The following is a 21534-nucleotide window of genomic DNA, read 5'->3' on the forward strand; positions in this document are numbered from 1 at the left end:
GCCGTTGTCGCTTCGCTTATCGTCGCGAGCCCCGTCTTAACGCAACAACTATCGTCAATTTCTATGCCGGCAGGCGCACCGTCGCCCGGAGTCCGCCCATCGGACTGTCGCCAAGCATAATGTCTCCGCCATGGCTCCGGGCGATGTCTCGAGCGATCGACAGGCCGAGCCCGGTGCCGCTGGCATCCTGGTTGCGGGCGTCGTCGAGCCGCACGAAGGGCTTGAAAACGTGCTCGCGCTTTTCCGCTGGGATGCCCGGGCCGTCATCGTCAATGATGACCGTCAGCGAGCCGCGGGTGTGTGTGGCGTGCACATGGACCGTCTTGGCATAGCGGAAGGCATTGCCGACGAGGTTGGACATCAGCCGGGTAAAGGCGGCGGGCCGCACAAGAAGGTCGGGTGAACCGTTGATCTGCGTCGTCAGCTTGCGCTTGCGCAACCTAGCTTCTTCCGACAACCTCTCGAACAGGCTCTCGATGTTGAGTTGGCCGGTGTCTTCCAGCGATTCTCCACGCGCAAAAGCGAGGTAGCCCTCCAGCATCGATTGCATGTCGTCGATGTCCTGGTTCAACGCCTCGGTCTCGGGCCGCTTTCCGGCAATGGCGAGTTGCAGCTTGAAGCGCGTCAGGATGGTGCGCAGATCGTGACTCACGCCGGTCAGCATGGCGGTGCGCTGTTCGATCTGGCGCTCGATGCGTTCGCGCATCAGTACGAAGGCCGCCCCCGCACGTCGTACCTCGTCTGCGCCGCGGGGGCGGAAGTCAGGCGGCGGCGGGCGCCCCTTGCCGAAGCTTTCCGCCGCCGCGGCAAGCTGTTGGATCGGCCGGATTTGATTGCGAAGGAACAGGACGGCAATGCCAATCAGCACCAGCGAGGTGCCGACCATCCATAGCAGGAAAATGTGCGTGTTCGACGCATAGGCTTGGCTTCGCCGCGCAAAGACACGCAGTACCATGCCGTCGAGCCGGATGCGGATTTCGACGATCGCCGAGTTGCCGACCGTGTCGAGCCAGAACGGGCGATTGATCTGCCGTGTGATCTCGGCGGAGAGCACCTGGTCCAGAATTGAGAAGAACGGCTTCGGTCCCGGCGCGGGCAGGGGGTCTGGGGGCATGATGTCGACCTTCAGACCAAGCCGTTCCTGGGCTATGCGCAGGACGCTCTGGTAACCGTTCTGGTCGGGATAGGTCTCGATCATGTCGATGATCGCAGCGATATCGCGCGTTACGGCCATGGACAGGCGCTGGGTGACCGTCTGCCAGTGGCGCTCCATGAAGACAAAGGCCACCACCGATTGTAGGAGGATCATCGGTGCAATGACGATGATCAGCGAGCGTGCATAGAGGCGCTTCGGCATATAGCGCGAGACGCGCCGCCAGAAGCGGTGCCAGCCTTCTGGCAGTGCTCCTGCCACCCGCATCAGCGGGCGGGCATCGTTGCCCGGCTTGATCCTCGATGTATCGCTGGTCGCCATGCCGTCCTTCATGCGGGCGGCGCGGTCGGTCGGCCGCACTTCGCGTGCCGAAGCAGTGTAATCGAGGCGGTCGTCCAACGGAACCGGCCGGATCTTTATTCCACGCTGAGGCGGTATCCGACCCCGCGCACTGTCTGCAGCCAGACCGGATTGGCAGGATCGCGTTCGATCTTGCGGCGCAGCCGGTTGATCTGCACGTCGATGGTACGCTCGCCGACTTCGGTGTCACCGCTGACCAACTCATGGCGCGGGATGGTCTCCCCGGGGCGTTCGGCGAAGATCGCCATGATATCCTGCTCGCGGTCGGTCAGCTTAATCGCCTCGCCCGCGTTCTTCAGTTCGCGACGGGCAATCTGGAAGGTGTAGGGACCGAAGACGATCTGCTCGGCCTTGGGCGTCAACAATGGGCCGCCCCGGCGCAGGATGTTGTTGATGCGCAAAATGAGTTCGCGCGGATCGAAGGGTTTCGGCAGGTAGTCGTCGGCCCCGGCCTCGAGACCTGAAATGCGGCTGTCGGTTTCCGAGAGGGCAGTCAGCATCAGGATTGGCACTTCCTTGTGCTCGCGCAGCGAGCGTGTGAGATCCACCCCGCTTTCGCCCGGCATCATCACGTCGAGTACGATCAGGTCGAAGTCGAGCCCTTCCAGCTTGCGGCGCGCCTCGGCAGCGGTCGCGGCCACTGTAACGCGAAAACCGTTCGTCGAGAGAAATTGCATCAACAGTGTGCGAATGCGGGTGTCGTCGTCGACGACCAACAAATGCGGCGCGTCGTCCGCCGGAACAACGAGTTCATCAACCATCGTTCGGTTCTCCGTCTACGTCCGGCGCTCCACCATGCGGCAGACGATCGATCTGCGCACGCAGTTCCGGGTTCACCATCGCCTTCAGGAAGCGCCTGATCAAGGCGCGTTCTTCGGGTCCGGTTTCCTGCAGAGCCGCACGAATGCGTCTCGACTGTGGCAAGGCGAGGGCAAGCGCCAAAGCGCGGCCTTTCGGCGTCGGATACAATTCACGCTGCCTGCGGTCCTTCGGCCCTTTCATCTGCACCACGTGTCCGGTGTCGATCAGCTGCTTGAGGACACGAGCCAGGCTCTGCTTGGTGATCTTGAGCACATCCAGGAGTTCGGCGACTGTCAGTCCCGGCATGCGGTTGACGAAATGGAGCACCCGGTGATGGGCCCGGCCGAAACCATCGGTCGACAGGATCTGATCGGGATCGGAGGTGAAGTCGCGATATGCGAAGAAAAACAACTCGATCAGATCGAACTCAAGCCCGTCCCCGGCTTCGAGCGCGGCTCGGATCGGTATGCTCTCGCCTTGGGCGTTCTCGTGCATGCGATTTCCATTCCCGAAAATACGTCAGCCTTGTTGACATATCTCTAGTGCGCTGGTAATTTTCATCAAGCTTTTCGTCAGATTGCGAACGAAAAGGCAAGTCCGGGCACCTTTTTCGACATTTCCCGCGCTTTGCTTTTGTCCTGTGATCGGCAAGAATGCTGCCGGCTGCGGGAGCGGTCGGGGAGAAAACGTCACAATTCCAACGATTTTCGGGCAGGCGCCCGTGGGAGGTCAGCATGGCATCCGTTCCTTTCGATCAGCTTGACGGCTTCATCTGGATGAACGGCGAATTCGTGAAGTGGGCGGATGCGAAAATTCACGTGCTGACGCATGGGCTTCACTACGCAAGCGCTGTCTTCGAGGGGGAGCGCGCGTATGGGGGCGAGATCTTCAAGCTCACCGAGCACACCGAACGCCTGCACGAATCGGCGCGCATTCTAGGCTTCACGATTCCCTATTCTGTCGTGGAGATCGACGACGCCTGCCGTGAACTGCTCAAGAAGCAGGGATTCACCGACGCCTATGTGCGTCCGATCGCTTGGCGCGGCTCGGAGATGATGGGCGTGTCCGCGCAGAACAACCGCATCAACTGCGCCATCGCTATCTGGCAGTGGCCGAGCTATTTCGACCCAGCGCAGAAACTCAAGGGCATTCGCCTCGACATGGCCGAGTATCGTCGGCCCGATCCGCGCACGGCGCCGTCGAAGTCGAAGGCTGCGGGTCTCTACATGATCTGCACGCTGTCCAAGCATGCGGCGGAATCGAAGGGCTATGCCGACGCGCTGATGCTCGACTGGCGGGGCCAGGTGGCTGAAGCCACAGGCGCCAATGTGTTCTTCGTGAAGGACGGCAAGATCCACACGCCGAAACCCGACTGCTTCCTCGACGGTATCACGCGACGCACCGTCATCGACCTTGCCAAACGCCGCAATCTCGAAGTGATCGAGCGCGTGATCATGCCCGAGGAACTCGAGAACTTCGAGCAGTGCTTCCTGACGGGTACGGCGGCCGAAGTGACCCCGGTGTCGGAAGTTGGGCCTTACAGCTTCACGGTCGGCGAGATCGCGAAGACGCTGATGGAAGATTACTCGGTCGAGGTGCAGCCGCGCCAAGCGTTGGCTGCGGAGTAAATCCTCATTGCTCCAATCCGGAAGGCGGCCTGCTTGGGCCGCCTTTTTGCGTCGAGGCCGGGGTGTCAGCATAATAAGGTCCCTACTTGGCGGTGGACGCCTCCCTTTCGCTTGCCTATGTCGGATCGATGCGAAAGAAGGAAACGCCATGGGACAGCTCAACGCCGGGATCATTCCGGTCACGCCCTTCCAGCAGAACTGCACGATCCTGTTCGACACCGATGACAAGACCGCCGTCGTGGTCGATCCGGGTGGCGACATTGACCGTATCCTGACCGTGATTGAGGAAAAGGGGCTGACCGTGAAAGCGATCTGGCTCACGCATGGCCACATCGATCATGCCGGCGGCGCGATGGACCTAAAGGATGCGCTCGACGTCGAGATCGTGGGGCCGCACGTCGACGACGTGCCATTGCTTTCCAATCTGGAAAGCCAGGCGAAGATGTTCGGTCTGGACGGCGCGGTACGCAACTGCACGCCCGACCGGTTCCTCACCGAGGGCGAGACGGTGTCCTTCGGCGATCATGTGTTCGAGGTCCTGCACTGTCCGGGACATGCACCGGGACACGTCGTCTACTACAATCGCGGTGCCGGATTTGCCCATGTCGGCGACGTGCTTTTTTCGGGCTCGATCGGCCGAACCGATTTGCCTGGTGGCAACCATGATCTGTTGATCCGTTCGATACGGGAAAAGCTCTTTCCGCTCGGCGACGACGTCGGGTTCATCTGTGGCCATGGACCGGGCAGCCGGATCGGCGAGGAGCGGCGGACCAATCCCTTCTTGCGCTGACCGTGACACTTCGGTGGGCGCCCGCCACGCGGACGCCCGATCGAAAGTCGCGGTCAGCCGGCGACGCAGAAATGGTCGTAGCCGTCATAGCCGCGAAAGGTCTCGCGTTGTGGATCGAAGGACCGGTAGCGTGCCGAACAATAGCGGTACCAATCTCGAGTCCATGGTTCGATCTGCTCGCCATAGACGACCGACGCACCGCCATAGGGGGCCGGCGGGTAGTACGACGTGTCCGGATAGACGGGGGCCGTCGACCCCTCCAGCGCCGTGGCAGCAATAATGCCGATCGCAAGCCCCAGGACACCGGCAGCAACGAGATCGCCCGTGGCATCGTGCCGGTGATGGTGCTGCGGATGACGGGGACGCTGCTCGCGCCAGCGCTCGCCAGCGCTCGCCTCGAGCACCGGGGTGAGGGTCGCGGCGGTAACGATCGCCGAGAGGACGAAGGATTGGGCAATCCGTTTCATGTGATCTCCTTGGATCTGCCGACCGCCGCCCGTGGCAGCCGATCATGTCCGGAGATTTAGGCCTGAGCGGCTGAATGCAGGCTGAACATGTCACCGCGACGGGAACAGGGCGCAAACCCAGACGGTCCGCTATCGCCGATTGCCGTCCCGCGCCCTACTGCGGCTCCAACACCCTCTACACCGAGAACTGATCGATGTCTCAGCCACGATCAACCGACAGGTTGATCGCCTTGGGGCCTTTGCCACGCTTGTCCGGTTCGGTATCGAAGGAGACTTTTTGCCCGTCGGTTAGGGAGTCCATCCCGGAAGACTGCACGGCGGAGATGTGCACGAAAATGTCCTTCCCACCATCGTCGGGCGTGATGAATCCGAACCCCTTGTCCTGGTTGAAGAATTTCACGGTTCCGGTCGTCCGGGCCATGTACAGCTCCCTGCTATCGTCACATCGCGAACCCAGGCCCGCGTCCACTCGATCTCAAGCCGAAGCCGGCGAACTGGTACGTATGCGGAGCGAACTTGATTGCAATAAGCGCAATCCATCACTCCCTGCCTCGGCCCTATCGAATCAATTGCGATCCGGTACGGCGCTTCAGTCTCCGGGTCAGCGGTAGCCCGAATATCAAAACTGTCCTTTATTTCTGGCGAGGGAGCAAGGGATATATTCGCGCCGCGACAAGGGCCCAATGAGCAGCGAGAAGAGTTCGAGGCAAGCCGTTGCGGGCGATGCCAAGGTAAGGCGCATCACGCATGACACGTCCAGAAGCAACGAGGCACAACCCTGCGCCTCGCAGTCGACGGATGGTGAAGACGCTTCGTCCGTATCGTTTAGGCAGGACGAAGGTTGACGGCCTTGGGTCCCTTGCCCATGCGATCCGGTTCGGTGTCGAAACTCACCTTCTGGCCTTCGGCCAGAGAGCCCAGCCCGGATGCCTGCACGGCCGACACATGGACGAACACGTCCTTCGCGCCACCATCCGGCTTGATGAAGCCGAAGCCCTTTTCATTGTTGAAGAACTTGACAGTGCCCGTCTGGGGCATTGGGAAACTCCTTTTCCCGTCGTGGATCGAAGGATCGGCGCCGGGCGTTGGCCACGGATCCGGTCCGGGTCAGCGTTCGCGTCGAGTGTTCTCACTTTCGGGGAAAGGTCGTCCTCTTAACGTTCCAGTCTCCGGGCCTGCACATAACCCGAACAGTTCCAAGATTTGCACGAAATTGGGCGATTGACAAGACGAGTTGTCGTTCACGGGACTGCGAGCGGAAGTAAAGCTGAAAGCTAACAGCGACTTATCGGGATCCGTCGTCCGGATCGGCGCAATGCTCGCCGCGCTTCAGGGCTTTGGCGCGGATGAGCGGTTGATGCGGCGGATATCGCAATCATCGCCGACATGGCGATGCAGGATGACGCCCAATCCGGGCACGAAATGCCGCCTGACATCGCGGTGACAATCAAGCGGCCGGATTTGTCCCCGTTCGGGTATGGGGCGACAGCTCTCCGGCAGGTGGCGGTGACGCTCCATTCCGCGAAATTCCGGCACGTAGTGTCGCTGCACGTCGGCGTGGCAGCCGCTGACAAAGATCGACGGTGCTGGGATTTGCTGAGGCGGTGTTGGCCCGGCAAAGGACGAGGCGGAGAGGGAGGCGCCGAGTCCAACGGCGAGGACAAGACCAAACATCATGCGGCAGACTATCGTCGCTCAGGGTGCTTGAAGCAACCCACCCAACGCATGGATGCACCCGGGCGCGGAATATCGCGCTGCGTCATCACGCGAAAGCCGCTTGCGTTACTGCGCCGGGGCAAAGTGTGATGATGGCGGACTGTTCATTGGCCCGCAATGCGATATGTTGATCTCAAGCGGACGTCCGTTCCGTACAGAGAGCGGCGCGAGCCGCCGGGCGGCAACAGAGGAGGCCGGCCATGATCGACCCTGTGCTCGGGAGCACGCTCCCCAATCGCAGCATTGCCGAGGTGGCTGGTGATGAGATCCGGCCAGTTGTCGATGCGGTATGTGCCGAGCTGGGTATCGCGGCACGCGAGTGCAAGCGGCGCGCTACTATCGAAAAGCGCATCCTGATAGCATGGCGTCGTGGACCCCGTCAGCCTTTGGATCTCGTGCGCGCTGGTCTTGAAGGCTAAGTGATCACCTGGATAAGCGAGCGGGGCGGTTTCTGAACGAAACTTGCGGGCGTCCCTTGCAAAACTGGGGATTTTGCGTCATATTGAGCGCAGGCGTGGACGTTTGATTCCGCGTGCGAGGTGACTTGCGCGGGGTATTTGGCGGACTGGACCGGTTTCCAAGGTCTTATTGCTGTAGTGGCATTCGCGCGCCTTTAGCCGAACCGAAATGTTTCGGTAGGGCATTGGCGTAAATCATGGCGAAAGTGCTGGCTGCCTCCCTGCTACGGTCACGCGTCGGGTGGTGAAACGGAAGCGGGGGGTCTTCTCCGCTTTTTGTTTTTCGGATGTTGGGGAGCCTCGCGCCGTATGCCTTGCTCCTTGCGTCAGCTCAGCTGGTCGGCAGGTGCTCGTTCGGTCGTCGGCTTTCTCTAGCTGGTCGAAAACCGAAAGAGGAAAAGCGTCCGTAGCAGGACGGGAACGAAGAATGCGTTGGGCCCTTGTTCGCTTGCAATTGCAGGAGTTCGAGTTGTCCGGGCGGTTGATATAGGCGAGACACGAAGGGTGACGATCATGGCCAAGGGCCAGATGCGCAGCAACAAGGAAGTCCGGAAGCCGAAGAAGGACAAGAAGGCTGTCGCAGCGCCGATCCCCTTCGGTGCGCAGGTGAAGCAGGCCAACGATGCTGCGTCGAAGAAAAAATGACGCCGACGGATCGCGGTAGGCGATAGATCCGATGGCAAACTGAAGACAAGACAAACCGAAAACACCAACAGACAGGACAGGATATCCCTTGCAGGTACTCGTACGCGACAACAACGTCGATCAGGCCCTCCGGGTTCTGAAGAAGAAGATGCAGCGCGAAGGCGTCTTTCGCGAAATGAAGGCCCGCCGCTCCTACGAGAAGCCGTCCGAGAAGCGCGTGCGCGAAAAGGCGGAAGCCGTCCGCCGCAGCCGCAAGGCCGCTCGCAAGCAGGCACAGCGGGAAGGCCTCTTGCCCGCTCCGAAGAAAAAGGTTTTCGCCGCTCGTCCGGGCGCCGCCCCTTCAACGCCGCGCTACTGATCGCTGAGCGGCCGCGCGACGAATAGCGCGGCCTGCTTGCTCCCTGGCGATTCTTCCGAACGCCGGTTCTCCAGACGGAAAGGAGACTAGAATGGCCTCCATGACGAAGGACAAGCTTTTCAAGTCGACGGAAGCCGGCCGCAACAGCAAGTCGGACAACACGACCAACGCCTCTCGTGCCATCATCGACGCGGAAGTGTCCGCGCGCGAGAAGAAGACCGAGCGCCTGCGCAAACTGCGTCTTGAGCAGGAGGCCCAGGCTGAAATTGCGGGCGAAGCCGCCGAGCCGGTGAAGAAGCCGTCCAAGAAGCCAGCCGCGAAGAAAGCACCCGCGCCGCGCCGCGCTATGACTCAGCGACCGCGCTGAGTCCCCCATTACCATCACGGCCGGTCTCAGAGGCCGGGATCGATCGACGCTCCTGGCCTTGGCAGACCCGCTGCTCTACGAGCCCCGTCGCAACCACCACGTCTTTGGGCACTTGCGTCGTGTGCTCGTCGCCGACGTCAGCAGGTTGCTTCCCGTTTCTGCCGATCATTCCAACGCCATCCGTCACCCGCCGTTTACGAGATCCAGGATCAACCGGTGGACGTTGCCGCCGGGGCTCATCTCCTCGCGATCGAAGGCATTCGAGCGTGCGCGCTGTTCGAGCGATGCCTCGCTCAGAGGCGTCTGGAGATGCTGTCTGATCTTCTTGCATTCGGCATCATTCGGTATGTTCACGCCGACCGTCGTGGCGATAATCCGGTCGACCATCTCCTTTATGTGGTCGCCATGCACCTTCTCGTGCTTGGTCATGCCTGCGATGAAGCGTTTCCAGTTCTCCAGCACTGGGGTCGGCAATGGCTGCAAAGGCTTGGGGAGGCGGTAGGTGATCGTCAGCCAGGGTTTACCCTTCACCAGCGTGCAGGACCCGTCGGGCTGCGGTCGGTAGTCGCGCGACCATTTCAGATCGAAGGTCGTATAGGCGATCGCCCGCGTCCCTCCTGACAGCAACGGTCCCTTCGCGCCGATCGAGGCATAGAGTTCCATGCCCGTCACGCCTGATACAGCATAGGTTTCCGTTTTTTCCACGGCTTTCCAGTCCGCGGCGCATGCGGGCCATGCAAAGGCGACCAGTGCCGCCGCGACGCAATGGGTCGTCCTCATGGATTCCGCTCCTCGCCCGTTGTCGTGTTTTCCCTTTGACGCGTAGACACCTCGGTCGCCGTGCGCAAGCACCCGGTTCGACCGAGAGTGAGGCCGCATTTCTTGTGTGCACCACGTGGAGGGATGGGGAAACCATTCCTCAAGAAACAACCAAAAGTAGAATAATTGGTGTGATCTATACAATTCTTGATCGCAGAGCAGGAAGGATGCTATCAATGGTAGTGCGTATGGCAGATTGCAACCAAAAGGTGCTGCTGTCCCGCTTATGCAACAATGGAGGATCAATCAGATGGCGAGTTATCCGGAATTTGACCGCAGACATGTCGAAGCCGCGCTGGAAGCTGCGCGAGGTTACCATGACGTCGAGGCCCTGAAGGCAAAGGGAGGCGAACTCACCCCGATGGACGACGGTCATCTCAGCATTTCTGCTGGGTGTATCTCGGTCACGGTCAACAACGGCCAGGTGTGCCTGAATCTGCCACTCGGCATAGGCAGCGTCTGCCTTCCCATCCCGAGTACGTTCCCGAGCGGCACGGCTGCGCAGGCCTGCATCAGCATCTGCACGACGTGGGGCATTCCGACAGGCGTGCGGCTGACGATCAGTATCGGCGGGATCGTCATCATCAACAAGACGTTCCTGAAATGCTGAGATCTTGATGCGCCATCGTTGGCGCGGCGCCCTTTACCGGCGTAATCGAGTGGCCCGGCCGTCGCCGACCGGGCCATTCCTATCGGCGGCAGTCGCGGCAATGGAAAACCTGCGCCTCAGGCGGCGCGTGGCGCCATTTTACCGCCCCGGCCGTCCGGTCTTGCCCGGCCTCCGCTTCTGGCGTTTTTCGTCGCCTTGGTCTTCGTAGGAACCCGCGCCGACCCTGCCGCGCACAAAAGGGCTCGGGTCATCGGCCGAACGTTTCCCGCCGACATGTGGAGGAGCTCCGGCCGCGGACCTCGGTCTCGAAGGGTTGGGCCTCGCTCCCTCCACCGGCTTTTCGGTGCGCCGTACGGTCATCTCGTCGAGCGTGTTCTTGCGAAACAGCGAGCGGTCGACGGCGCCGGCGGGGGTGGCGTGGTCGCCCGAGGTGCCCATCTCGTCGAGCGTCGGCTTGGCGAAGAGGCCGGCGGGCTTGTTCGTGCCGATCTGGCCGGCCTTGCCGGCCGGGCCCACCGGCTTGCCCTGCGCCTTCGCCTTGCGGCTCGCCTTGGTGTTGTCCACCCCGGTGTCGCGCGCCAGCGGATCGTCCATGACGGCGAGTTCGGTCTCGCGCAGGCGCTTGACCTCGTCGCGCAGGCGCGCGGCCGTCTCGAAATCAAGATCGGCGGCGGCGTTGCGCATCGCCTTCTCCAGATGCTCGAGATGCGCCTTGAGATTGCTGCCGACGAGATTGTCCTTGCCGCTCTCGGTGAAGCCGGAGATGTCGGCGCGCACGTGGTCCTTCTCATAGACCGAGTCGAGGATGTCGGCGATGCGGCTCTTGACGCTTTCGGGCGTGATGCCATGCTCGGCGTTCCAGGCGAGCTGCTTCTCCCGACGGCGCGTCGTCTCGGCCATCGCCCGATCCATCGAGCCGGTGATCTTGTCGGCGTATAGGATGACCTTGCCGTCGACGTTGCGCGCCGCGCGGCCGATCGTCTGGATCAGCGAGGTTTCCGAGCGCAGGAACCCTTCCTTGTCGGCGTCGAGGATGGCCACGAAGCCGCATTCGGGAATGTCTAGGCCCTCCCGCAAGAGGTTGATGCCCACCAGCACGTCGAAGGCGCCCAACCGCAAGTCGCGCAGGATCTCGATGCGCTCCAGGGTGTCGATGTCCGAGTGCATGTAGCGCACCCGGATGCCCTGCTCGTGCAAGTATTCGGTCAGATCCTCGGCCATGCGCTTGGTCAGCACCGTACAGAGCGTTCTGTAGCCCTTCCGAGTCGTTTCGCGGATTTCGCCCAGGACGTCGTCGACCTGGTTCTTGGCGGGCCGCACCTCCACCGGCGGGTCGATCAGGCCTGTGGGGCGGATCACTTGTTCGGCGAAGACGCCGCCGGCCGCTTCCATCTCCCAGTTGCCGGGCGTGGCCGACACGGCCACGGTCAGCGGGCGCATGGCGTCCCACTCCTCGAAGCGCAATGGCCGGTTGTCCATGCAAGAGGGCAGGCGGAAGCCATACTCGGCCAGCGTCGCCTTCCGGCGGAAGTCGCCGCGATACATGCCGCCGATCTGAGGGATGGTGACGTGGCTCTCGTCGATGAAGACGATCGCGTCGTCGGGAATGTACTCGAACAAAGTTGGCGGTGGCTCGCCCGGCGCTCGGCCGGTCAGGTATCGCGAATAGTTTTCGATGCCGGCGCAGGAGCCGGTAGCCTCCAGCATTTCCAGATCGAAGCGGGTGCGCTGCTCCAGCCGCTGCGCTTCCAGCAGTCGTCCAGCCCTTTCAAGCTCGTGCAGCCGGTGCTGCAACTCCTCTTTGATGGACTTGATGGCCTGATTCAACGTCGGGCGCGGCGTCACGTAGTGCGAGTTGGCGTAGATCTTGACGCTCTTCAGGTCGCCGGTCTTGGTGCCGGTCAGCGGGTCGAACTCTGTGATGCTCTCGATCTCATCGCCGAACAGGGTGATGCGCCAGGCGCGATCCTCCAGGTGGGCCGGAAAGATCTCGATCGTGTCGCCGCGCACGCGAAACGAGCCGCGCACGAAATTGATGTCCTGGCGCTTGTATTGCTGGGCGACGAGGTCGGCGAGCAGTTGCCGCTGGTCGAGCCGTTCGCCGACCTGCATCTGGAAGGTCATTGCCGTGTAGGTCTCGACCGAGCCGATACCGTAGATGCAGGACACCGAGGCGACGATGATGACGTCGTCGCGCTCCAGCAGCGAACGGGTGGCGGAGTGGCGCATGCGGTCGATCTGCTCGTTGATCGATGATTCCTTCTCGATGAAGGTGTCGGTGCGCGGAACGTAGGCCTCCGGCTGGTAATAGTCGTAGTAGGAGACGAAATACTCCACGGCGTTGTCGGGGAAGAACTGCTTGAATTCGCCGTACAGCTGGGCGGCCAGGGTCTTGTTGGGGGCGAGGATCAGGGCCGGGCGCTGCGTCTCCTCTATCACCTTGGCCATAGTAAAGGTCTTGCCCGAGCCGGTGACGCCGAGCAGCACCTGCGTGCGGTCGTGCTCCTTTACGCCCGACACAAGGTCGCGAATCGCCGTCGGCTGGTCGCCGGCCGGCTCGAAATCCGCCTGCATGACGATCTCGATGCCGCCTTCCGATTTCTCCGGACGCGCCGGCCGGTGCGGCGTCCACATCTGGCCGTTCTTGTGAAGCGGGTTGCCGCTTTCAATCAGAGCCGACAGCGCCGCCACGGTGGCGGTGACACTGCCGGTGGCAAACGCCGCCGCATCTTCCAGCGACACGTCCATGCCCGCGACCGGATTCATGCCGGCGGCGGCGCGCTCCTTTGCCGTCGCCGCGCCGCCCATGGAGGTTCCCCGTGCCGAACGGGTCGGGGCGGACGAGCGCTCCGGGATCTTCTTGCCCGACTTGCGCACAGGATCCGGCTCGGCCTTGCGCGCCGCTTCCTTCTCGGCGTCGATGGCGACCTGCACCCGGTGCTTGCCGGCTTTGGACCGAATCGATCGCATTTCGGTGGCGCGCAACTCTTCCTCGGCCGCCCGTTCCATCTCGCGCGCCCAATCTGAGACCGAACCGGTCAGCGGCGTGCCGGACAGTCCCGGTTGCGGCGCTTCGCCAAAACCGCGCGGCTCGAGCGGTTCGGAGGCGTCCATGAAGTCGAGAGTGGAACTGCGGCGCTTCGGAGCAGACGCATCGCGTTCCGCCTGCGGCGGGCGCTCGTTTTCAGGGGATCTGGCCATGTCGCGAATATGGAGAGAGTCCATCGAAATGGGAAGGGCGGCGGCGCGGTGGGGTGCGCGCCTTTCGGAGCTCCTGACAGGAGGGTGTCAGGATGTGCCGCCCTCAAGGAGGCAACAGCCGGATATCCTCCGTCCCGGACCGTACGCTGTCAGAGGTCGCGGGGCTTGACGAAATCCGTCAGCCGCGCGCCGCCGCCAGCGAGGTTGCGCCAGTCAGCATCCACAATGAACCGCGCCAGGGCGCCGGTTGGAAACTTTTTGCGCAGCGCCGCAAGGCCTGCATGGTCCGATCGGTCGGAGGCAAGGATCGCCGACAGGCCCTCGAGGCCGGGATTGTGGCCGACGACGATCAGCCGTCGCGTGTCCGTGGGCGCAGCGCGAATCGACGCCAGGATAGCCTCGGGCGCGGCTTCGTAGATCGTCTCGTCATGGTGGGTGACAACGTTTCCCAGGGAAGGGCGCACCAGCTCCCAGGTCTGGCGTGTTCGCCGGGCAGGCGAGACGATCGCATGATCTGGAATCCACCCCCGGCCGGCGATCATCGCGCCCATGCGCGGTGCGTCCCGGCGACCGCGTCCCGAGAGCGGTCGATCGATATCGTCCAGGACAGCGTCGTCCCAGCTCGACTTGGCATGCCGCAAGAACAGCAGTTCGCGCATGTGATCCTCCCGATCTCCTCTCGGGTATCTGATTCGAACAGGGGCAGGGTGACCGATGCAGCAACGACGCGAAAGACCGTGGCGGTTAAACCCTTGCGCAGCTTCAGGCCGTCGACAACGAGCCAAGGGGACAGCGGCACGACTGTAGAGCCGATCAGCACGCGGTCGATCAGCGATAGCTCGCCCGACGCAACGAATGTTCGCGTCTGCCGGCTCCGCAGCCCCGACCGGTGTCGTCAGTCGATGACGCGCAAACGTATCGCCTTGGCCACGGCCTGTGTACGGTTCACCGCGCCGAGTTTCTGGGCGCAAGTCGCAATGTGCTGGTTCACCGTGTGCTCCGACAACTCGAGAATACGGGCGATTTCCGCGGTCGACTTGCCGGCGCCGGTCCACATCAGGCACTGCCGTTCGCGCGGCGTGAGGCGGAAGTCGTGCGTATAACGGTCTTCGTTCTGAATCGCGACGATACGGTCGAAGACACCGTTGACGAACAAGCTGAGCAGGGCCGTCTCCGCGAGCGTCGGCGTGGACCGTTCGCCCCCCAGCATCACGAGGCCTCGATTGCAGTCCTGTGCCGCGACCGGCAGCGACATCCCCATGGTCACACCGACTCGGGCCAGTATGGCGCGTGCATCGTCCAGACCCGGTGCCGCGATGCGGGGTTTTGGATACTTCCGGTCCCAAGCGAATGGGCGGACTGACCCGCGAGCCGCCGACAGCGCCCTGCTTCCGCTGGCCAGCATCGCGCGCTCGTAGTTCTGCACCACTTCGCGCGAAAAGCTCGTAACAACCAGTTGGCGCATGGGGCGCGTCTCTGGTTCCGGCGAGAACCGCAGGACAGCATGATGAGCGAAGCCGTGATCCCTCGCCAGGCGATTGAGCACATCATGTGCGTCGCCGAGCGTCCGGATCATGTCCAACTCGCTGAGCGAGAAGTCACCCGTTCGTGCAACCGCGCGGGATACTGAGTTCATCGCCATCGCCCCCCGGGGCATCGCGCTATTTCGGCGCGTTTGTCTTTCGTTTATTTTCAAATGACATCGTATACATGCGATGGCCTTGGCTGAGATAGAGCCGGTGCTGCAATGCACCCATGCGGAATCATGCGATCCAGGACGACAGTCTTGCAAGCCAAGGGTTTAGCGACGTAATGGGCGGCAATCTTGAATGTTATTTTGCATTACATTCCGAATTTGAAACAAAATGTCGCGCATGCTGGCCTGGCCTGCGCGGTATGCATGGCTGGTGGTCACGATTGCGGCTGTTTCGTTGAATGGTGCTGTCGAGTCAGGGGGCGACGAAAAGGCGTAGGCTCGTGGCATCGAGCAGCGCCCGCAATGGCCCCACGGGCGGGGCGTCGCACACCATTTCATCAACGTCGGCAAGGTTCGCGAGCTTGACCAGGGCGCGGCGCCCATATTTGCTGGCGTCGACAGCCAGGAGAACTTCGTCCGATTGGCGCATGGCGGCTTGAACGGCAGCCACTTCTGCGTGGTCGTCGTCGCAGATGTCCCCGGCTGCGTCGATGCCGCTGACCGAGATGATTGCCCGATCGAACTTGAATCGCCCGATGAATTCGGGCGTTTCCGCCCGAAACACACCTGCATCCACCGGGCGCACGAACCCGCCGGGCACAGCGACCGTGAAGTCGGTACCATCGCTCAGCAGGGTGGCGACGCGCAAACTGTAAGTCACGACGCGCAGGCCGCTGTGGCCGAGCAGCGCCTGGGCTACCGCTTCGCAGGTTGTACCCGCATCGATGAAGATGGCCGAACCGTCGGGAATGCGGCGTGCCACGGCCGCGCCGATCCGTGCCTTGGCTTCGGCGTTCTCGACGCGCCGGGCGCGGAGCACCAGCGGGTCGATCGGCTGGGTGAGAGTGACCCCGCCATGAAGCCGCCGGGCCTTGCCTTGGAGTTCAAGGTCCTGGACGTCGCGTCTGGCCGTCTGCGTCGTTACGTCGAAGAACCGGGAAATGTCGTCCAGCGAAAGATATCGGGACTGCTCCAGGCGACGCAGAAGCTCCATTTGCCGCCGCGTCTTCTTATCCATGCTCGTCTCTCAAAGGCTTTCCCCGCAATCCTGATCTCTGCGGGAAAAAGTATCGTGGTGCCAGTCGCGTCGCAATGGTCCGGAGATCCGATCGAGAAGCTGACAGGGCGTATGTGGTCCGCCCTGTCGGTATGCTCCGCTTTGTCGGCGATTCGTCAGAACGCGAGCTTCAGGCTCGCGTTCAGGCCGTGGTTCCCGCCGTCGGCGGAGAGGCCACCCGAATAGTCGAGCGAGACGGTCGCGTTCTGCTGCAACTCGAACTGCACGCCGGCCTTCAGGAACGCGGTGTCGAGGTTCACGGGCGCGCCTTCGACGCTGAAGGGGAGGCCGCCCGCGAAGGTCAAGGACGTTTCTGGCCGGTTCGTGAAGGCGTGGCGCCAGCCCGCTTCGGCGTTGAGGCGCATTGGCGTTGTCCCCAGCATCATCTCCGTCGACGCTCGTAGACCGAAGCTGACGAAGGTCGCGTCATAACGCATGGCGTCGCCCGAAAGCGCAGCGCTGCCGCCTTGTTCGGTGAAGCTGCCCGAGCGGGCATGGACATGAGCGAGGCCAGCGAAGGGCTCGATCGTGCCGCCCGGTAGTCGGAAGGCATAGGCCGCCTCGCCGAATATCTGTGCCGTATTGACGTCGACATCGGCGCTGAGCTGGTCTGAGAAGCCGCCGAAGGCGACGTTCCGGCTGGTGTCAACCTTGCTGATCGCCAGGTTCGACCCGTAGGTCAGCCGAAGCCGGTCCAGCGCGGTCGCGCCATAGACGCCGAAGATGAAGCTGTTGGCGTCGGCGGAAGCCGAGTACCCGCGGGAGGAGAACGACGTCGCGCCATACCCAGCCATGAAGCCGAGACGGCTGTTTGCGCCAGCCAGGGTGTCGAAACCGAACAGCACGCCCCCGCTGTTGTGCGTCAGGTCTGCGATACCCTCGGCCTTCGACCGTCCCCAGTTGCCGTAGGCCTGGATCCATGATTGCCACTCTGCCTTTTCAAACCCGACGGCTGGCAGCCTGGCCATGCGATCGGTGACCACATCGCGGGCAAAGCGGCTGTCATCTGCGAAGGCGCCGACGATCGACGGGTAGAGCTCACCGGATAGTTGCCGGAATCCGGCATCGGCAGACGCAGCATCCAGGGTCACGATGCCGTCGTAGACGGCATTGCCGGCGGCGAGTTCATCCACGGCCCGGGCGACGGACCGCGCATTGCGGGTCGTCGCGACCTCGGAAAAGAACACGTCGTTGCGCGTCAACAGCATGCTGACGCCATACTCGCCATAGGTCAGATGCGGCAGAAGGAACGCGGCCGAAGAGCCGATCGAGGCGAACGATCCGGTGATGCCGCCGGCGGCGGAAAGGATCTCGTACTCGGTATAAGGGAGATAGTTGCCCGTCGAAGGCATGAAGTACAGCCTGCCGCCGTCGATCTGGATCGTGCCCGTCGCGATCAGGCGGTCGGTTTCGCCGTACTCATCGACCTCGACCTGATAAGTCGATCCTTCATCGAAGGTCACGTCGCCATCGACATGCAACGTTCCGATCGAATTTCCCGGGGCCAGCGTACCGCCCTTGGACACCCGCAGATCGCCGATCGTGCCGATGCCTCCGAGGGTGCCGCCGTCGAGAATGGTGGTCAGGCTGGAACTGGCGATCGATCCGTTGACCGACAACAAGCCGACTGCGATCAGCGTTTCGCCGGTGTAGGTGTTGGTGCCGGTCAGGTCCAGTTCGCCAAGCCCGGTCTTCGTCAGCGCGCCGTTGCCGGAGATCGTGCGCGCGAGGGTGACGCTGTTGCCCGCCGAAGCGATGTCGAGGCCACCGCCGGTCCCTTCGAGCACGACCTCGCGGTCGAGCGACGTCATGGTGGTGCCGGCGATCCGAAGCGTTCCGTTCGACAGGTGAAGGGCCGCCGCTGCCCCGCCGAGCGCTGCATCCTCGTCGACGATGACGATGCCTCCATCGGTGATCAGCGTCTCTCCAATGAAACTGTGGTCGTCGATGCAGTATTCGAGGATCGCCTGCTGAAAGCGGGAATCCGTGCTCAGGCAGTCCAGCAGGGTCTTCTTCTCGTCGAGTGTCAGTCCGGTGAGAGTCGGGATGCCGTTGTCGTCGGAGACCTGCCCGAGATAGACATCAGTGCGCATGTTGTTGCGCGTCAGGTAGAACACCTTGTCCTTGTCGTCGAAGACGGCTGCCGCCTCGCCCCAGACTAGGCGGTTTCGCTCGGCGTCGCTCGAGTCGGTGTACTTCTCGATCGCGGGTCCGACCCACTTGATGTCGTGCGCCACGACCTCATGGTCGGTCAGCGGCGTGCGGCCGTCATTGGCATAGGCGACTTCGTCGATCGTGCCGACGTACTGGTTCGCCGGATCGTCGACGAGTTGCCACCATTTGCCGTAAGGCCTGGAGGCCATGAAATGGTCGATCCTGACGCGATCCCAGCTCGGCCAGGTGTTGGTCGCATCTTCCCCCGCGCTCGGCCAGGTCGTGCTGCCGTCTTTCAGGGGATGTGGGGCGAACTGTTCGCGCTCATCCTCGCGCTGCAGCATGATGAACTGCTTCTTGAGGATGTTCATGGTGACGGGGGTGTTGCCGGCAACTGGATAGGTCTCGTCGACGAACATCGAATCCGGGATGTCGGAATTGGCGAGGGTTTTGCCGCGGTTCTCGGTTATGAAGGTGTCGAGCTGCGTTCTGTCGACCGCGTACTGAGTCAGCAGTTGGTAATAGAACGAATTGTTCGAGCGCAGGTAGTTGCGCAGCAGCAGCTTCTGCTGGTCAACATGGTGAAGACCGCGCTCCGATACGTCGCCAGCGTTGAAATCGCCAACGACGATGACTGGCCCGTCGATGCCGGCGGTCCAGTTGAGGATGTTCTTGGCCTCGCCGATCCGGCCCGTCGAGCTGTCCGCGTAGTCGAAGTGAACCGACGCGAGCGTCGTCTGCGGCATCATGTTCTGTGCGTCGAGCGTAAGGTAGCTGAACCGATTGCCCTGCGTGCCGCTGCCATTCACGCCGCCTGCGGTTCCGTCGAGGCGATAGGTGAAGCCGGTGTCGCCGGTCTGGGTGCTGGCATAGGCGCCCAGCCCACCATTTTCCAGGATACCGGGCACGTCTCTTGCATAGGCGCTGTTGGCGCGCAGTTCCTGCCAGGCGATCACGTCGTAGTTGCCGGTGATCAGGAAATCGGAGATCTGCGTGAGATCGCTGCGAAAGCGATCACCCCAAGTGTTGATGGTGATCATCCGGAAGGTGCCATCCTCGGCCGAGGCACCAGTGGGGAAGGTAGACAGGGCCGCGCAGCAAAGCGCGATCGCCAGCGTTGACGTGCTACTGAAGCGTGCATTCTGGCTGCTTCGATAATGTAATTTATGTGACATAATTCGACCCCGAAACGACAAAAATGCAGAGAATACGGAGAGTATTCTCTGTCTTTCAGGTTATCGCAGGGATAAATGTAATTATTATGACATTATTGATCGGGGCGATGTACGACCAAGGTCCAGGAGACGGTTGGCGAGGGGGCATGCGGGGTGCTCGGCCATGAGACCGCGAAGCTGCGGCGTTCGAGCGAGCCTGCTTTGGTTGCGGCGCAAGGATGCGCGGATACGGCGTTCAGTGCGCCGTCCGTTAAGTCCGCGGTGTCGGAACGTCAGCTCTCGACAGGTGCCGGACGCGGGGCAGAGGCGGCTTCCGGCGCTGCGACCAGGATGTTGGAGGCACGCAACCGCCAGATCACGCCAGCTGGTTCGAACAAGTAGTCGACGGTTCCCGACAGATTCTGTGCCGTCAGCCTCTCGATCACCACCTGTCCAAATCCGGAGCGGGTGGGTTCGGCCACCGGTGGACCATCCATCTCCGTCCACGAGAGCGATAGGCCGGTCTCGCCGATTCGCTGCCAGCTCACGGTCACCCTGCCTTGCTTGTCGCTCAGTGCGCCGTACTTCGTGGCGTTGGTCGCAAGTTCGTGCAGTGCGAGGCCGAGGCTTTGCACGGCGTCGGTCCTGAGTATGACGTCTTCGCCGTGGATATCGACCCGCTCGGCGTCGGGTTCGACAAAAGGAGCGAGTTGGCGAAGCACGAGATCGCGCAGGCGGCCATTTGTGCCGGCCGCGCCGAACAACAGGTCGTTGGAGCGCACCAGCGATGCGATGCGCGCGTCGAAACTTTCTTGGAAGTCCTGGAGCGTTTCGCTGCGTCGCAGGATCTGCCGGGCGATCGCCTGCAATACGGCCATGACGTTCTTGTTGCGATGGGCCAACTCGCCCATCAGCAGCTTGATCTCCTCGACCTGATTGCGCGACTGTTCTTCACTCGCTTCCAGCGCCTGGGTCCGATCGCTGATGATGTTGGCTGCCTGCCGGATGGCGTCGACAACCATGTTCGCCTCGGCGATGGGATGGCGTGCCGCTTCGATGGCCCGTCCCGCCGCGAGATCGCTGGCTGCGAGCCTGAGCTTGTTCATCGCTAACGACATGCGTCGTGCCAGCACGCTTGCCAGTGCAATGCTCGCCAGGCCGACGACAAGCGCCAGTGCTCCGAGTCCGCTCATGCTGTTCCAGAAAGGTGCGTCGAGCACGGCGCGGGAGACCCGCACCGACGTGCGCCAGCCGGTCGTCGACGACCACCGATAGCCTTCCACCCACTCGGTCGAATCGTCATCGGCCTCGCGAATGATCCCAGCACTGGTGGGTGACTGTCCCACGGAGGGCGGTTCGTCGGAGACGTCGCCATCCGACCGCTGCGCTAGGATGCTGCCTTTTCGGTCGGACACGGTGACTGTCCAACCGGTACCGAGCTGTTCTTTGCCGATGATGTCTGCGATGCGGCTCGGAGAGAAGGTGATGACGAGCACTTGGTGAACCAGGTCACCGGCGAAGACGGGCAATTCGACATTGACGACGGGCTCACCGGAAACCTTGCCGACGAAGACATCCGATACATGGGGCAGGCCCGTGCGGAATACCGATTCCACGCCCTCTGAATTGGCGACGTGCGGCAGCGGCGTGCCGAATGGGACGCGGGTGTTGAGGAGTTGCTGGAAGTCCGGTGCGACCAAAATGACGTGGACGTCGCTGTTGCGAAGCGCCGCCTTTGCCCGGGTATGAAACCCTTCCAGATCGCCGGCTTTGAGGAGTTCGGAGGTCGCGAGCGTGTCCAGGACCGTCAACCAGCCGATGACGTCGCGATCGACCGACGCAGAAATGTCCTGCGCCATCCGCTGTAGCCGACTCTCGTTCGCTGCGAGTTCGGCCTGCGCAAACCAGCTCACCGCGAGCGCGGCGATCACGAAAAGAGGCAGCACCAGGATCGCCGCAAAGGCGATCAGGTGGAACTTCAACGTTCTCGGCGCCGACGTGTGCCGCGCCAGCAGACGCTTGGGACGCAACGGTCGCATTCCTCTCAACCGTCCGGCCGGACCGGACGTTTCCCCGAACAGGCAGGTCAGGCCGTGGCGG

The 21534-nt window shown here is 62.4% G+C and carries 21 protein-coding genes; 7 read left to right on the forward strand and 14 right to left on the reverse strand.

Annotated elements, in window-relative coordinates; all coding sequences use genetic code 11:
* Positions 1 to 61 precede the first annotated feature (61 nt).
* From EJC49_RS02470 to EJC49_RS02480, 3 genes are all read right to left on the reverse strand, one after another.
* On the reverse strand, positions 62 to 1420 hold the full coding sequence (locus EJC49_RS02470; protein ID WP_245453233.1) for an ATP-binding protein: 1359 nt from the start codon (positions 1418 to 1420) through the stop codon (positions 62 to 64).
* Between the two features lie 149 nt (positions 1421 to 1569).
* A complete protein-coding gene (locus EJC49_RS02475) occupies positions 1570 to 2274 on the reverse strand; it encodes a response regulator (RefSeq protein WP_126697878.1) in 705 nt (234 codons plus the stop codon).
* Positions 2267 to 2809, reverse strand: coding sequence for a MarR family winged helix-turn-helix transcriptional regulator (locus EJC49_RS02480; protein ID WP_126697879.1), 543 nt, complete (start codon positions 2807 to 2809; stop codon positions 2267 to 2269). Before EJC49_RS02480 ends, EJC49_RS02475 begins: the two co-directional genes overlap by 8 nt.
* A gap of 239 nt (positions 2810 to 3048) precedes the next feature.
* Here EJC49_RS02480 and EJC49_RS02485 point away from each other — a divergent pair, with 239 nt between their 5' ends.
* Together EJC49_RS02485 and EJC49_RS02490 are read left to right on the forward strand one after the other, a co-directional pair.
* Positions 3049 to 3942, forward strand: a complete 894-nt coding sequence (locus tag EJC49_RS02485) for a branched-chain amino acid aminotransferase (protein ID WP_126697926.1) — start codon at positions 3049 to 3051, stop codon at positions 3940 to 3942.
* A gap of 148 nt (positions 3943 to 4090) precedes the next feature.
* Positions 4091 to 4732 carry an MBL fold metallo-hydrolase gene (locus tag EJC49_RS02490; protein WP_126697880.1) on the forward strand — a complete coding sequence of 214 codons (642 nt, stop codon included), beginning with the start codon at positions 4091 to 4093 and terminating at the stop codon, positions 4730 to 4732.
* A 53-nt stretch (positions 4733 to 4785) separates the two neighbouring features.
* On the opposite strand, the gene EJC49_RS02495 is transcribed toward EJC49_RS02490, so the two are convergent.
* The 4 genes from EJC49_RS02495 to EJC49_RS02510 form a co-directional block, all read right to left on the reverse strand.
* On the reverse strand, positions 4786 to 5199 hold the full coding sequence (locus EJC49_RS02495; RefSeq protein ID WP_126697881.1) for a BA14K family protein: 414 nt from the start codon (positions 5197 to 5199) through the stop codon (positions 4786 to 4788).
* 199 nt (positions 5200 to 5398) lie between these two features.
* Positions 5399 to 5620: a cold-shock protein gene (locus tag EJC49_RS02500; RefSeq protein ID WP_126697882.1), complete on the reverse strand. Its 222-nt coding sequence runs from the start codon at positions 5618 to 5620 to the stop codon at positions 5399 to 5401.
* A 404-nt stretch (positions 5621 to 6024) separates the two neighbouring features.
* Complete coding sequence (locus tag EJC49_RS02505; protein ID WP_126697883.1) at positions 6025 to 6237, reverse strand: cold-shock protein; 213 nt, start codon at positions 6235 to 6237, stop codon at positions 6025 to 6027.
* 291 nt (positions 6238 to 6528) lie between these two features.
* Positions 6529 to 6876 (reverse strand): hypothetical protein, encoded by a 348-nt coding sequence (locus EJC49_RS02510; RefSeq protein WP_126697884.1) that lies wholly within the window; start codon positions 6874 to 6876, stop codon positions 6529 to 6531.
* 239 nt (positions 6877 to 7115) lie between these two features.
* On the opposite strand from EJC49_RS02510, the gene EJC49_RS02515 reads away from it, so the two are divergent.
* The 4 genes from EJC49_RS02515 to EJC49_RS02525 all read left to right on the forward strand — a co-directional run bounded on the left by EJC49_RS02515 (position 7116) and on the right by EJC49_RS02525 (position 8743).
* The gene (locus EJC49_RS02515; protein WP_126697885.1) at positions 7116 to 7334 is read left to right on the forward strand and encodes a hypothetical protein; all 219 of its coding nucleotides are present in this window, start codon (positions 7116 to 7118) and stop codon (positions 7332 to 7334) included.
* Between the two features lie 552 nt (positions 7335 to 7886).
* The gene (locus EJC49_RS26185; RefSeq protein ID WP_280959994.1) at positions 7887 to 8018 is read left to right on the forward strand and encodes a hypothetical protein; all 132 of its coding nucleotides are present in this window, start codon (positions 7887 to 7889) and stop codon (positions 8016 to 8018) included.
* Positions 8019 to 8106: 88 nt separating this feature from the next.
* The gene (gene rpsU / locus EJC49_RS02520) at positions 8107 to 8376 is read left to right on the forward strand and encodes a 30S ribosomal protein S21 (protein WP_126697886.1); all 270 of its coding nucleotides are present in this window, start codon (positions 8107 to 8109) and stop codon (positions 8374 to 8376) included.
* A 91-nt stretch (positions 8377 to 8467) separates the two neighbouring features.
* Entirely contained in the window at positions 8468 to 8743 is a 276-nt protein-coding gene (locus tag EJC49_RS02525; RefSeq protein WP_245453228.1) for a hypothetical protein, read from the forward strand.
* 183 nt (positions 8744 to 8926) lie between these two features.
* Here EJC49_RS02525 and EJC49_RS02530 read toward each other — a convergent pair whose 3' ends face one another.
* On the reverse strand, positions 8927 to 9523 hold the full coding sequence (locus EJC49_RS02530) for a DUF922 domain-containing Zn-dependent protease (RefSeq protein ID WP_126697887.1): 597 nt from the start codon (positions 9521 to 9523) through the stop codon (positions 8927 to 8929).
* 289 nt (positions 9524 to 9812) lie between these two features.
* On the opposite strand from EJC49_RS02530, the gene EJC49_RS02535 reads away from it, so the two are divergent.
* A complete protein-coding gene (locus EJC49_RS02535) occupies positions 9813 to 10172 on the forward strand; it encodes a hypothetical protein (protein ID WP_126697888.1) in 360 nt (119 codons plus the stop codon).
* A 138-nt stretch (positions 10173 to 10310) separates the two neighbouring features.
* On the opposite strand, the gene uvrB is transcribed toward EJC49_RS02535, so the two are convergent.
* The 6 genes from uvrB to EJC49_RS02565 all read right to left on the reverse strand — a co-directional run bounded on the left by uvrB (position 10311) and on the right by EJC49_RS02565 (position 21464).
* Positions 10311 to 13373, reverse strand: a complete 3063-nt coding sequence (uvrB, locus tag EJC49_RS02540) for an excinuclease ABC subunit UvrB (RefSeq protein WP_126697889.1) — start codon at positions 13371 to 13373, stop codon at positions 10311 to 10313.
* 149 nt (positions 13374 to 13522) lie between these two features.
* A complete protein-coding gene (locus EJC49_RS02545; protein ID WP_126697890.1) occupies positions 13523 to 14032 on the reverse strand; it encodes a SixA phosphatase family protein in 510 nt (169 codons plus the stop codon).
* Positions 14033 to 14268: 236 nt separating this feature from the next.
* Entirely contained in the window at positions 14269 to 15009 is a 741-nt protein-coding gene (locus EJC49_RS02550; RefSeq protein WP_170314575.1) for a helix-turn-helix transcriptional regulator, read from the reverse strand.
* A gap of 313 nt (positions 15010 to 15322) precedes the next feature.
* Positions 15323 to 16087, reverse strand: a complete 765-nt coding sequence (locus tag EJC49_RS02555) for a DeoR/GlpR family DNA-binding transcription regulator (protein ID WP_126697892.1) — start codon at positions 16085 to 16087, stop codon at positions 15323 to 15325.
* A gap of 155 nt (positions 16088 to 16242) precedes the next feature.
* The gene (locus EJC49_RS02560; RefSeq protein ID WP_245453229.1) at positions 16243 to 19320 is read right to left on the reverse strand and encodes an autotransporter domain-containing protein; all 3078 of its coding nucleotides are present in this window, start codon (positions 19318 to 19320) and stop codon (positions 16243 to 16245) included.
* Between the two features lie 407 nt (positions 19321 to 19727).
* The gene (locus tag EJC49_RS02565; RefSeq protein WP_170314576.1) at positions 19728 to 21464 is read right to left on the reverse strand and encodes a sensor histidine kinase; all 1737 of its coding nucleotides are present in this window, start codon (positions 21462 to 21464) and stop codon (positions 19728 to 19730) included.
* Positions 21465 to 21534 lie beyond the last annotated feature (70 nt).

It is taken from the genome of Aquibium carbonis (genome assembly GCF_003970795.1).
In the GTDB taxonomy this organism is placed as follows: Bacteria; Pseudomonadota; Alphaproteobacteria; order Rhizobiales; family Rhizobiaceae; genus Aquibium; species Aquibium carbonis.

Excerpts from the sequence above, each read along its gene's own strand:
- EJC49_RS02480 (WP_126697879.1), bottom strand. The coding sequence starts at position 2,809 with ATGCACGAGAACGCCCAAGGCGAGAGCATACCGATCCGAGCCGCGCTC.
- EJC49_RS02515 (WP_126697885.1), top strand. The coding sequence starts at position 7,116 with ATGATCGACCCTGTGCTCGGGAGCACGCTCCCCAATCGCAGCATTGCC.
- uvrB (WP_126697889.1), bottom strand. The coding sequence starts at position 13,373 with ATGGCCAGATCCCCTGAAAACGAGCGCCCGCCGCAGGCGGAACGCGAT.
- EJC49_RS26185 (WP_280959994.1), top strand. The coding sequence starts at position 7,887 with ATGGCCAAGGGCCAGATGCGCAGCAACAAGGAAGTCCGGAAGCCGAAG.
- EJC49_RS02470 (WP_245453233.1), bottom strand. The coding sequence starts at position 1,420 with ATGCGGGTGGCAGGAGCACTGCCAGAAGGCTGGCACCGCTTCTGGCGG.
- EJC49_RS02510 (WP_126697884.1), bottom strand. The coding sequence starts at position 6,876 with ATGATGTTTGGTCTTGTCCTCGCCGTTGGACTCGGCGCCTCCCTCTCC.
- EJC49_RS02475 (WP_126697878.1), bottom strand. The coding sequence starts at position 2,274 with ATGGTTGATGAACTCGTTGTTCCGGCGGACGACGCGCCGCATTTGTTG.
- EJC49_RS02555 (WP_126697892.1), bottom strand. The coding sequence starts at position 16,087 with ATGGATAAGAAGACGCGGCGGCAAATGGAGCTTCTGCGTCGCCTGGAG.
- EJC49_RS02550 (WP_170314575.1), bottom strand. The coding sequence starts at position 15,009 with ATGAACTCAGTATCCCGCGCGGTTGCACGAACGGGTGACTTCTCGCTC.
- EJC49_RS02495 (WP_126697881.1), bottom strand. The coding sequence starts at position 5,199 with ATGAAACGGATTGCCCAATCCTTCGTCCTCTCGGCGATCGTTACCGCC.
- EJC49_RS02500 (WP_126697882.1), bottom strand. The coding sequence starts at position 5,620 with ATGGCCCGGACGACCGGAACCGTGAAATTCTTCAACCAGGACAAGGGG.
- EJC49_RS02530 (WP_126697887.1), bottom strand. The coding sequence starts at position 9,523 with ATGAGGACGACCCATTGCGTCGCGGCGGCACTGGTCGCCTTTGCATGG.
- EJC49_RS02490 (WP_126697880.1), top strand. The coding sequence starts at position 4,091 with ATGGGACAGCTCAACGCCGGGATCATTCCGGTCACGCCCTTCCAGCAG.
- EJC49_RS02525 (WP_245453228.1), top strand. The coding sequence starts at position 8,468 with ATGGCCTCCATGACGAAGGACAAGCTTTTCAAGTCGACGGAAGCCGGC.
- EJC49_RS02560 (WP_245453229.1), bottom strand. The coding sequence starts at position 19,320 with ATGATCACCATCAACACTTGGGGTGATCGCTTTCGCAGCGATCTCACG.
- EJC49_RS02505 (WP_126697883.1), bottom strand. The coding sequence starts at position 6,237 with ATGCCCCAGACGGGCACTGTCAAGTTCTTCAACAATGAAAAGGGCTTC.
- EJC49_RS02485 (WP_126697926.1), top strand. The coding sequence starts at position 3,049 with ATGGCATCCGTTCCTTTCGATCAGCTTGACGGCTTCATCTGGATGAAC.
- EJC49_RS02545 (WP_126697890.1), bottom strand. The coding sequence starts at position 14,032 with ATGCGCGAACTGCTGTTCTTGCGGCATGCCAAGTCGAGCTGGGACGAC.
- EJC49_RS02535 (WP_126697888.1), top strand. The coding sequence starts at position 9,813 with ATGGCGAGTTATCCGGAATTTGACCGCAGACATGTCGAAGCCGCGCTG.